Genomic DNA, 10,578 nt, shown 5'->3' on the forward strand with positions numbered 1-10,578 from the left:
GCTGCTGCTCCTGCGCGCTGCCCGGCGCTCGGCTCCCGCCCGGCCCGAAGCGGGCGCTTCCGGTGAGCCCGGCGACGCCGACGCGCAGAGCGTCTCTGCGGACGCGGCGGCCGGCGGACCGCGGAGGGGGCGGTCCGCCGGTATCCCGCAGGCCGCCTCCTCCCGGCGGAGCTTCCTCGTCGCCGGCGCCGGTGTGCTGGCGTTCGCGGGTGCGGCCGGCGGCCTCGGGCGCTACCTGGCCTCCGGCGTCGGCATCGCCGAGAAGCGGGCCGCGCTCCGGCTGCCCCCGGCGGCCGATCCGCTGCCGTCCCTGCCGCGCGGTGCCGACCTGGGCATCCGCGGGCTGCCGCCCTTCACCACCCCCAACCGGGACTTCTACCGCATCGACACCGCCCTGTCGGTCCCCCGGGTCGACCCCGAACGGTGGCTGCTGCGCATCCACGGCCTGGTCGACCGGCCCCTCGAACTCGACTACGACGCCCTGCTGCGGCGCCGCCTGGTCGAGTCCGACACCACACTGACCTGCGTTTCCAACCAGGTCGGCGGCGACCTGGTCGGCAACACCCGCTGGCTCGGCGTGCGCCTGGACGACCTGCTGCGCGAAGCCGGGGTGCACAGCGGGGCCGACCAGATCCTGAGCACCTCCCAGGACGGCTGGACCTGCGGCACCCCGACCGAGGCGGTCCTGGACGGGCGCGACGCCCTCCTGGCGATCGCCATGGACGGCGAGCCGCTCCCCTTCGCGCACGGCTTCCCGGTGCGCATGGTGGTGCCCGGCCTCTACGGGTTCGTCAGCGCCACCAAATGGGTCACCGACATCCGCCTCACCCGCTTCTCCGACGCCCGCGCCTACTGGGCGCGGCGCGGCTGGGCGGTCAAGGCCCCGATCAAGACCATGTCCCGCATCGACGTTCCCGGGCCGCTGGCCGAAGTCGACGCCGGGCCCACCACCGTCGCCGGCGCGGCCTGGGCGCAGCGCCGCGGGATCGAGGCGGTGGAGGTGCGCGCCGACGGCGGCCCCTGGCGGGAGGCCGACCTCGCCGAGGTGCCCGGGATCGACACCTGGGTGCAGTGGAGCGCGGAGTTCGACCTGGAGCCCGGGCGGCACACCTTCGAGGTCCGGGCCACCGACAACAGCGGATACACGCAGACCGAAGAACGTGCCGAGCCCATCCCCGACGGGGCCACGGGCTGGCATTCGGTGCAGATCACCACGGTGTGAGCACGGCGTGCCGCGCCGCTCGCGACCGGGTCCGCACCCCCACCAGAGCACAACGGAACACGAGCGAAAGATCAGAAGGAAGAAGAGGATGACCATGAGCACCGACTACATCCGCAGGTTCGGGATCGCCTCCGCCGCCGCCGTGCTCGCCTTCGGGCTCGCCGCCTGCGGCGACATGTCCGGCGGCGGCGAGGAGGAGTCCGGGGGCAACGGCGGTGACGCCGGTGCCACCGAGGAGCAGACCGAGAACGGGGGCACCGACATGGCGATGGACGAGCCGTTCGGCCCGGCCTGCGCCGACGTCCCCGAGGACGGGGCCGGCAGCTTCTCCGGCATGGCCGAGGACCCCGTCGCCACCGCCGCGTCCAACAACCCGGCGCTGTCCACCCTGGTCGAGGCCGTGACCCAGGCCGAGCTGGGCGACACGCTCAACGGCGCCGAGGACATCACCGTCTTCGCGCCGGCCAACGCGGCCTTCGACAAGGTCCCGGAGGAGGACCTGAACGCCCTGCTGGAGGACAAGGACCAGCTCACCAACGTGCTGACCTACCACGTCGTCGAGGGCAAGCAGGCGCCCTCGGACCTGGAGGAGGGCTCCTTCACCTCGCTGCAGGGCGAGAAGGTGGAGACCTCCGGCTCCGGGGAGGAGTACACGGTCAACGGCGACGCCAACGTGGTCTGCGGAAACGTGCAGACCTCCAACGCCACGGTCTACATCATCGACGGCGTGCTGATGCCCCAGGGGTAGGCGCCGCAGGCCGAGGTGTTCAGGCGCCCGGGCGGGTCGGCGGTGGACAAGGCCCGCCCGGGTTCGGCCTTGGGACAGGAACGAGGACGATGAACGAGGACTCCGCACGGCACCTGGCCGGCGTCCCCGAAGGCGGCGCGGCGCCCCAGGAGGACCTGACCGGTCTCCTGCACCGCGTCGCCCGCGGCGACGAGCGCGCCTTCGAGCAAGTTTACGACCGCATGAGCCCGTCGGTGTACGGACTGGTCCGGCGCATCCTGCGCGACCCCGCCCAATCGGAGGAGGTCGCCCAGGAGGTGATGGTCGAGGTGTGGCGCTCGGCGTGCCGCTACGACGAGCACCGGGGCAGCCCGCAGGCGTGGATGATGACGCTCGCCCACCGGCGCGCTGTCGACCGGGTCCGCAGCGACCAGGCCGGACGCGACCGCGAGGCGCGCGCCGCGACGGTGGGCGACGGCCCCCCGTTCGACGAGGTGGAGGAGGAGGCGACGGGCCGGCTGGAACGCGAGCGCGTCCGCCGGTGCCTGGAAACGCTGACCGAGCTGCAGCGCCAGGCGGTGCGTCTGGCCTACTACGGCGGATACACCTACCGCGAGGTGGCGAAGCTGCTGTCCTCGCCGCTCGGCACGGTCAAGACGAGGATGCGCGACGGCCTGATCCGCCTGCGCGACTGCCTGGGGGTGGAATGGTGATGCCCCGACTTCGCCAGGATCTGCACACGCTCGCCGGAGCCTACGCCCTCAACGCCCTTCCCGAGGAGGATCTGCGCCGCTTCGAGGAGCACCTCGCGCGCTGCGAGTCCTGCGTCCAGGAAGTGCGCGGGATGACGGAGACGGCAGCCCTGATGGGGCAGGCAGCCGCTCACACGCCGCCGGAGCGGATGCGCGCCCGCGTGCTGGAGGAGGTCGCCCGCACCCGGCAGCTCGCCCCGGCCGAGACCCGCATGGCCTCACCGCGCTCCTGGTGGTCCCGCTGGGGCGGGGCATGGGCGCTCGCCGCATGCCTGGCCGTAGTGCTGGTGCTGGGCGGGGCCGTGGCCTGGCAGCAGAACCGGATCAACGAGCTGGAGGAGAACGAGCGGCAGATCGCCGCGGTGCTCTCGGCGCCCGACGCCGAGGTGGCCGGGGCCCAGCCGGCCGAAGGGGTGGCGGTGACGGCCGTCTCCTCGCAGAGCCGCGAAGCCCTCGTCTTCAGCGCTCAAGGACTGGAACCGCTCAGCGGAGAGGACTACCAGCTCTGGCTGGCCGACCCGGACGGCTCGGTGCGCTCGGCCGGACTGCTGCAGGTCGCCGCCGACGGCGAGGTCGATCCGGTCCTGGCCGGCGGCATCGGGGACGCGGAGGGCATCGCGGTCACCGTCGAGCCCGAAGGGGGATCCGACCAGCCCACGAGCGAGCCCATGATGGAGATGCCGCTGGAGGGCTGACCCTCCCCGCATCTCTCCCCGGTCCGGGGGCGGCGCCTGGGGAAGCCGCCCCCGGACCTTCTCGTGATCGGTGCCGCAGGGCGCCTCGAGAACGGACCAATCCACCCCGCCGTCGTGCACCGAACCCCTGACGAGGCTCCGGAGAACCCGGACGCCGACAGGACGGACAAGGGGAGCGACCACCCATGGCCCATTCGCCCGGACGGGAACCGGAGCGCCGGATCGCCGTTGTGGGGAGCGGGGTCAGCGGCCTCACCGCCGCCTACCTCCTGCAGCGCGGCGGCGCGCAGGTCACCCTCTTCGAAGCGGACGACCGCCTGGGCGGGCACGCCCACACCCACGACGTCCCCGCCGCCAGGGGCGCCCCGCTCGCCGTCGACAGCGGGTTCATCGTGCACAACCGCCGGACCTACCCGGAACTGACGGCGCTCTTCGACGAGCTGGGCGTCGCCACCCGGCCCACCGGGATGAGCCTGTCCGTCCAGTGCCGCGGCTGCGGCCTGGAGTACGCCGGCTCCCGCGGGCTGCGCGGCCTGGCGCCGGGGCCCGGCGTGCTCGCGCGCCCCCGGTACCTGCGCATGCTCACCGAGGTCCCGCGCTTCCACCGGGCCGCCCGCGCCCTGCTCGACCGCGGCCCCGTCGCCCCGGACGACGAACCCACCCTCGCCGGCTTCGCCCGAGGGGCGGGGCACTCGTCCTACTTCGTCGCCCACTACCTCGTCCCCCTGGTGTCGGCGGTGTGGTCCTGCCCTGCGGGCACCGCCCTGGAGTACCCCGCGCGCTACCTGTTCGCGTTCCTGGACCACCACGGCATGCTCTCCTTCGGAGGCGCGCCCCAGTGGCGGACGGTCGTCGGGGGGTCCCGCACCTACGTCGAGCGCATCGCCAAGCCGCTGGCCTCCGTGCGGACCTCGACCCCCGTGCGCGCGGTCGTGCGCACCGGCGGCGGCGTCGAGGTGCGCACCGACGACGGCGACGCCGCCCGCTTCGACGGGTGCGTCGTGGCCGCCCACGCCGACCAGGCTCTTGCCCTGCTGGACCGGCCCACCCGCGAGGAGCGCGCCGTGCTGGGCGCCTTCGGGTACTCCAGCAACCGCGTGCGCCTGCACACCGACACCGCACTCATGCCGCGCCGCAAAGGGGCCTGGGCAGCGTGGAACCACCGCCTGGAGTCCTGCCTGCCCGGCCGCTCCCCGGTCCGGGTGACCTACCACATGAACCGCCTGCAGGGGCTGGGAGCCGGGTCCGACTACCTGGTCAGCCTCAACGCCGACGGCGCGGTCGCGCCCGAGAGGGTCATCGCGGAGACGGTCTACGAGCACCCCGTGTACACCGGCGAGTCCGTGGCCGCACAGGCACGGCTCGACGGCCTCGGCGACGACCGCCTCGTCTTCGCCGGCGCCTACCACGGCTGGGGCTTCCACGAGGACGGATGCCGCTCCGGGGTGCGGGCGGCCGAACGCCTGGGGGCGCGGCGATGACCGGCCTGACCACGGCTCCGGCGCTCTACGAGGCGACGGTGCGCCACACGCGCACCGAGCCCCTGCACCACGCCTTCGCCTACCGCGGCTACTACTGGCTGGTGGACCTGGACGCGCCGCCCCGGCTGCCCGCCCCGCTCCGTCCCCTGGCACGCTTCCGCGCGCGGGACCACTGCGGCGACCCCTCCGGCACCCTGCGCGGCAACATCGACGCCTACCTGGCCGAGCACGGCATCGACCTGCAGGGCGGCCGCGTGCTGATGCTCGCCCACGCCCGCGTCCTGGGCCACGTGTTCAACCCGCTCACCGTCTACTGGTGCCACGGCGCCGACGGCGGCCCCGTGTGCGTGGTCGCCGAAGTGCACAACACCTACCGGCAGCGGCACCGCTACCTGCTCCGCACCGACCGGCAGGGCCGGGCCCGAACGGACAAGGCGTTCTACGTCTCTCCGTTCAACCCGGTCGACGGCCACTACCGGATCAGCGTTCCCGAGCCGGACCGCGCGCTCCGGCTGGCGATCAGCCTGGTCCGCGGCGGGCGCACCGTCTTCACCGCCTCCGTGCGCGGCGAGCGCCGCCCGGCGACCCCCCGCTCCGTGCTGCGCCTGGCCCTGCGCCACCCCGTGACCCCCCTCATGGGGGCCCTGCGCATCCGGGCCCAGGGCATCCGGCTCCTGCTGCGCGGGCTGCGCATCGTCCCGCGCCCCGCAGCGCACCCCCCGACCGAACCCACGACGGAACAGACAGACCACACAGAACAGGCAGTGGATCAGCGATGAGCACCATCCGTCCTCCCCAGCAGGAGCGCTCCGAAGGGCGGTCCGGTCCGACCGTCGGCCCCGGGGCCCCGGTCGACCCGGTGCGCTGGCCGGACGTGGCCCGCGTGCCGCGCGCCCCCGTCCGGGGGCGGGCCGCGCGGCTCCTGGCCGAGCACGCCTTCGCGCGGCTCCCGATCCGCGTCCGGACACCGGCCGGCCCCCTGCCCTCCGGGGGCGGCCCCGAGGCCCCGCTGCTGGACCTGCACCGGCCCGCGGACTTCTACGCCAGGCTCGGGGCCGCGGGGCTGATCGGATTCGGCGAGTCCCGCATGGCCGGGGACTGGTCCTCACCGGAACCGGTGCGCCTGCTCACGGTCCTCGCCGAGCACTACTCCGACCTCGTCCCGCGCCCCCTGCTCCCGCTCCGCCACGCGGTGCTGCCGCGCCGGTCCGGGCGCGACGACAACACCCGGGACGGGGCGCGGCGCAACATCCGGCACCACTACGACCGGTCCAACGAGCTCTTCGCGCTGTTCCTCGACGCGACCATGACCTACTCCGCCGCGCTGTTCGACGACGGTTCCGGAGCCGCCGGAGGCCGCGCCGCCCAGGCCGGCCCCGCGGAACTGGCCGAGGCCCAGCGCCGCAAGATCGACCGCCTGCTGGACCGCACCCGGGTGGGCGAGGGCACCCGCGTGCTGGAGATCGGGACCGGCTGGGGGGAGCTGGCCGTGCGCGCGGCCCGGCGCGGTGCGCAGGTCACCTCGGTCACCCTGTCGGCGGAGCAGCGGGCCTGGGCGGCCCAGCGGGCCCTGCGCGCCGGGGTGGCCGACCGAACCGACATCCGGCTGTGCGACTACCGGCAGGTGACCGGCTCCTATGACGCCGTGCTGAGCGTGGAGATGATCGAGGCGGTGGGGGAGCGGTACTGGCCGGTCTACGCCACCGCCCTCGACCGGCTCACCGCCCCCGGCGGGCGGGTCGGCCTCCAGGCCATCACCATGGAGGACTCCCTGATGCGGGCCTCGCGCGGCTCCTACACCTGGATGCACAAGTACATCTTCCCCGGCGGGCTCATCCCCTCGGTGCCCGCGATCGAGGAGCAGCTGCGCACCCGCACGGCGCTGCGCATCACCGACCGCCACGCCTTCGGCGGCGACTACGCCGAGACCCTGCGCATCTGGCGCGCGAGCTTCGAGGCCGCCGATGCGCAGGTGGCCGAACTCGGCTTCGACCCCGTCTTCCGCACCATGTGGTCCTTCTACCTGGCCTACTGCGAAGCGGGGTTCCGCGCCGGAATGATCGACGTCGAACAGATCACCATGGAGCGTGACTGAACATGGCCGCACCGACCGCCACCCCCGCACCGCCCGTGACCCGCATCGCCCACGGTGTCCGCCCCGACCGCCCCTTCCTCGGCCCCCGAGGGGCCGCGCACATGATCGTGTCGGCCGTGGAGGGCCTGTTCGGCGGGGAGTCTCCCGTCCGCGTCCGTGCCTGGGACGGCAGCGAGGCCGGGCCCGACGGCGCGGCCGCCCTCGTGCTGCACGATCCGGCCGCACTGCGGCGCGTCGTAGCGCGGCCGGACGAGCTGGGATTCGCACGGGCCTATGTCGCCGGGGAGATCGACGCCGAGGGCGACCTCACCGATGCACTGCGCCGCGTCTTCGCTGCGCTGGCGGACCGCGGCCCGTTCCGCCCCTCGCCCCTGGCCGTCGCGCGGGCCCTGCACACGGCGGTGGTGCTGGGCGCCGTGGGGCCGGTGCCGCCACCGCCCGAGGCCGAGGCCCGGATGAGCGGGCGCCTGCACAGCCGCCGGCGCGACTCGGCGGCCATCGCCCACCACTACGACGCGGGCAACGACCTCTACCGGATGCTGCTCGATCCCTCGATGGCCTACTCCTGCGCCTACTGGACCACTGACGCCGAGGACCTCGCACAGGCGCAGCACGCCAAACTCGACCTGGTCTGCCGGAAGCTCGCGCTGCGCCCCGGGGCGCGGCTGCTCGACCTGGGCTGCGGCTGGGGCTCCCTTGCCCTGTACGCGGCCGAGCACCACGGGGCCCACGTCACCGCCCTCACCCTCTCCACCGAGCAGGCCGGCTTCGTCCGCTCCCGCGTCGCCGAACGCGGGCTGGAGGACCTGGTCGAGGTCCGGCTCGGCCACTACCGCGACCTCCGGGCCGATGACGCCGGCGCCCCCGGCGGGTTCGACGCCGTCGCCGTGATCGAGATGGGCGAGCACGTCGGCCGCCGTGAGTACGGCCCGTTCGCCGAGCGCCTGCGGGCGCTGCTCGCCCCTGAGGGCCGACTCCTCGTCCAGCAGATGTCCCGGCGCGGGCGCCACCCCGGGGGAGGCCCGTTCATCGAGACCTACATCGCCCCCGACATGCACATGCGCCCCCTGGGGCGGACCATCGAGCACCTGGAGAGCGCGGGGCTGGAGGTGTGCGACGTGCACGCCATGCGTGAGCACTACGTGCGCACCGCCCGCGCGTGGTCGGCCGAGCTCGAACGGCGCTGGGACGAGATCACCGCCCTCATGGGCGTGGAGACGGCCCGTGTATGGCGCCTCTACCTGGCCGGCGGGGCCCTCGCCTTCGAGGAGGGGCGCATGGGCGTCGACCAGATCGTGGCCGTACGCCCAGCAGGTGCAGGCGTCCGTGCCGATGTCCGTGCCGGCATGGAGAGGGTGCGCTGACCGGTGTCCCCTCTCCTCCCCTTCTCCAACAGCGCATCGGCCGCCTTCGGCACCAACCTGGCGCTCACCGCCGCGGCGGTGGCGGTGCTCATGGGCGTGACGTTCCTGCTCGCATGCCGCCAGGGGCGCCACGACCTGGTCGACGTGGCCTGGGGATCGGGCTTCGCCCTGGTCGCCCTGGTGTCGGCGGTGCTGTCCACGGGCCACGGCGACCCGCTCAGGACCTGGGCCGCCGCGGTCCTCACGGTGGTCTGGGGCCTGCGCCTGTCCCTGCACATCGGCCGCCGTGGCCGGGGAGCCGCAGAGGACCCCCGCTACACCGACCTGCTCTCCGGCGACCAGGGAGGACGCGACGCCCGCGCACTGCGCATGGTGTACCTGCCTCAGGGGGCGCTGGTCTGGGCGATCTCCCTCCCGGTCCAGGCCGCCGCCTATACGCCCGGCCCCGCCGGAGGACTGCTCTTCGCGGGGGTCGCCGTGTGGCTGACCGGGTTCCTGTTCGAGGCGGTCGGCGACGCCCAGCTGTCACGCTTCAAGGCCGACCCCGCCAACCGGGGCCGCATCATGGACCGCGGCCTCTGGTCCTGGACGCGTCACCCCAACTACTTCGGAGACGCGTGCGTGTGGTGGGGCCTGTACCTCATCGCCGCCGACACCTGGCAGGGAGCGCTCACCCTGCCGGCACCGGTGGCGATGACCCTTCTGCTGACCGTGGGCTCCGGAAAGCGCCTCCTGGAGAACCGCATGAGCACACGCCCAGGCTGGGACGCCTACGCCCGCCGCACGAGCGGCTTCCTGCCCCTGCCGCCCCGACGCTGAACCGTCAGGAGTCGAAGCACGGGGAACGCGCACCCGGGCATCCGGCCCGCCAGGGCAGGTGACGCCGGCGGCGGTGAGTCCGACGGCGTCGGCGGTGCCGACCGGGAGGGGCCGCCCGGCGCCGAGGCATCCGCACGGTGCGCGTCCGCGGCGCCGTCCCGTGCCGCCACAGACGGCCGGGGCCGGATCGTCGTACCGCCCCGCCGGTCACCCATCCATCGGGAGCCGGCGGGGCGGTATGCCCGTCATCGGGTCATCTGCGTCGATCGCCCAGCCTCAGGCGAGCGCACCGCAGGCGGCCGGATTGGTGGCCTCCATGGGCAGGTTCGGGTCCAGCTCGCTGGCGCCCAGGGCGTCCCCGTAGGTGCCGTCGTCGTCGTAGTCGATCCCGTGGACCACGACCACGGCATTGCCCTCCCGGACGGCGTCCGCCGCGGCCTGGGACAGTTCGAAGGTGCGGTCGTAGTCGACCATGCCGTCCGGGGCGGTCGGGAACCTGTCGACCGCCAGGGTACTGTCGGCCGAGGTGTCGCCCTCGGTCGTCAGGGAGGTCTCCACACCACCGTAGGCGTCCAGGCCGTCCAGAGTGCTCAGGGCGGGCATGCCGTTGTGCTCTCCCGCCTCGTAGTCGGTGGGGCACTCCCCGCGGCCTCCGATGTGGATGTGCTGGGCGTGCGGGTGGTCCGCCAGGAGGCCGTCCACAGTGATGCGGACGTGGGCCTCGTTTCCGTCCAGTCGGACGGTGGCGGTGCCCGCGGCCTGCGACCGGTTGACGGTGATGGGTCGGAGGTCGGCGGTGTACTCCTCGACCCCCGGGTAGCCGGGGACATCGGCGGCGTGGGCACTCACAGCGCTCAGCGGGGTGAGGGCGAAGGCCGTCAGGGCGGCACAGGCGAAGCCACTGCGGATCTGCATGGGTACTTCCTCCGAAGGATGCGGGCAGGGCCGATCATGTGATTACCAATTGTAATCACTTTGAAACTCTGTGTGGTCACCAGGGGGTGGCCGTTCGGCTGCCGGGTGTCCGCCCGCTCCGCCTTCGAACCGCCGTTCGCCGGGCGCGTCTCCTGTGGCATCCGAGGCGCCCCCTGCTCCGGGGTGATGTCGGCGCTGAGTCGCCCGAGCCGGTCATGGGGCTGGTGCACAGGTCTTCGTTGTTCCTGTGCGGGCAGCCCCCCGGTTCCAGCGTCTCCGCCGAGGCGCACCGCACTGCTCGGGCCGTGCGGCGTGCGGCGCCGGACCAGAAGGGCGGGGCGGACGTGGGCCGACAGGTCCCCGAACCTCGGGCCGGTACTGCAGGCGCCGCAACGATCGTCGAGCCACCCGCGTCGGCCGGCCGGTGCCGGTCACGGCCAGGGTCGCCGAGCCGCCGAGTTCGGGCCCCTGTGCTCCGTGTGCGGACCGACCGGCTTCGTCGTGGCGG

10 protein-coding genes are annotated in these 10,578 nt (G+C 73.9%); 9 read left to right on the forward strand and 1 reads right to left on the reverse strand.

All coding sequences use genetic code 11. The annotated features are described in order from the left end of the window. The 9 genes from D450_RS0112575 to D450_RS0112615 form a co-directional block, all read left to right on the forward strand. Positions 1-1,222: molybdopterin-dependent oxidoreductase (locus tag D450_RS0112575; RefSeq protein WP_017539023.1), on the forward strand; the 1,222-nt coding region annotated here is incomplete at its 5' end. Positions 1,223-1,310: 88 nt separating this feature from the next. After that, the gene (locus D450_RS0112580; protein ID WP_017539024.1) at positions 1,311-1,970 is read left to right on the forward strand and encodes a fasciclin domain-containing protein; all 660 of its coding nucleotides are present in this window, start codon (positions 1,311-1,313) and stop codon (positions 1,968-1,970) included. Positions 1,971-2,059: 89 nt separating this feature from the next. Beyond that, complete coding sequence (locus D450_RS0112585; protein WP_017539025.1) at positions 2,060-2,662, forward strand: sigma-70 family RNA polymerase sigma factor; 603 nt, start codon at positions 2,060-2,062, stop codon at positions 2,660-2,662. Beyond that, a complete protein-coding gene (locus D450_RS0112590; protein WP_017539026.1) occupies positions 2,662-3,396 on the forward strand; it encodes an anti-sigma factor in 735 nt (244 codons plus the stop codon). Before D450_RS0112585 ends, D450_RS0112590 begins: the two co-directional genes overlap by 1 nt. 185 nt (positions 3,397-3,581) lie before the next feature. After that, a complete protein-coding gene (locus tag D450_RS0112595) occupies positions 3,582-4,877 on the forward strand; it encodes an NAD(P)/FAD-dependent oxidoreductase (RefSeq protein WP_026128516.1) in 1,296 nt (431 codons plus the stop codon). Next, positions 4,874-5,656, forward strand: coding sequence for a DUF1365 domain-containing protein (locus D450_RS0112600; protein WP_039820434.1), 783 nt, complete (start codon positions 4,874-4,876; stop codon positions 5,654-5,656). The genes D450_RS0112595 and D450_RS0112600 overlap by 4 nt, the downstream gene beginning before the upstream one ends. Further along, positions 5,653-6,972 carry an SAM-dependent methyltransferase gene (locus D450_RS0112605; protein WP_017539029.1) on the forward strand — a complete coding sequence of 440 codons (1,320 nt, stop codon included), beginning with the start codon at positions 5,653-5,655 and terminating at the stop codon, positions 6,970-6,972. Before D450_RS0112600 ends, D450_RS0112605 begins: the two co-directional genes overlap by 4 nt. A 2-nt stretch (positions 6,973-6,974) precedes the next feature. Beyond that, entirely contained in the window at positions 6,975-8,336 is a 1,362-nt protein-coding gene (locus tag D450_RS0112610) for an SAM-dependent methyltransferase (protein WP_017539030.1), read from the forward strand. 3 nt (positions 8,337-8,339) lie between these two features. Continuing rightward, a complete protein-coding gene (locus D450_RS0112615; protein WP_017539031.1) occupies positions 8,340-9,155 on the forward strand; it encodes a DUF1295 domain-containing protein in 816 nt (271 codons plus the stop codon). 276 nt (positions 9,156-9,431) lie between these two features. Here the strand turns inward: D450_RS0112615 and D450_RS0112620 are convergent, their stop codons facing one another. After that, positions 9,432-10,070 (reverse strand): CHRD domain-containing protein, encoded by a 639-nt coding sequence (locus D450_RS0112620; RefSeq protein ID WP_017539032.1) that lies wholly within the window; start codon positions 10,068-10,070, stop codon positions 9,432-9,434. Positions 10,071-10,578 lie beyond the last annotated feature (508 nt).

Origin of the sequence: Nocardiopsis halophila DSM 44494 (assembly GCF_000341245.1) — a bacterium.
GTDB lineage: Bacteria > Actinomycetota > Actinomycetes > Streptosporangiales > Streptosporangiaceae > Nocardiopsis_A > Nocardiopsis_A halophila.

Excerpts from the sequence above, each read along its gene's own strand:
- D450_RS0112585 (WP_017539025.1), top strand. The coding sequence starts at position 2,060 with ATGAACGAGGACTCCGCACGGCACCTGGCCGGCGTCCCCGAAGGCGGC.
- D450_RS0112595 (WP_026128516.1), top strand. The coding sequence starts at position 3,582 with ATGGCCCATTCGCCCGGACGGGAACCGGAGCGCCGGATCGCCGTTGTG.
- D450_RS0112605 (WP_017539029.1), top strand. The coding sequence starts at position 5,653 with ATGAGCACCATCCGTCCTCCCCAGCAGGAGCGCTCCGAAGGGCGGTCC.
- D450_RS0112580 (WP_017539024.1), top strand. The coding sequence starts at position 1,311 with ATGACCATGAGCACCGACTACATCCGCAGGTTCGGGATCGCCTCCGCC.
- D450_RS0112590 (WP_017539026.1), top strand. The coding sequence starts at position 2,662 with ATGCCCCGACTTCGCCAGGATCTGCACACGCTCGCCGGAGCCTACGCC.
- D450_RS0112600 (WP_039820434.1), top strand. The coding sequence starts at position 4,874 with ATGACCGGCCTGACCACGGCTCCGGCGCTCTACGAGGCGACGGTGCGC.
- D450_RS0112610 (WP_017539030.1), top strand. The coding sequence starts at position 6,975 with ATGGCCGCACCGACCGCCACCCCCGCACCGCCCGTGACCCGCATCGCC.
- D450_RS0112620 (WP_017539032.1), bottom strand. The coding sequence starts at position 10,070 with ATGCAGATCCGCAGTGGCTTCGCCTGTGCCGCCCTGACGGCCTTCGCC.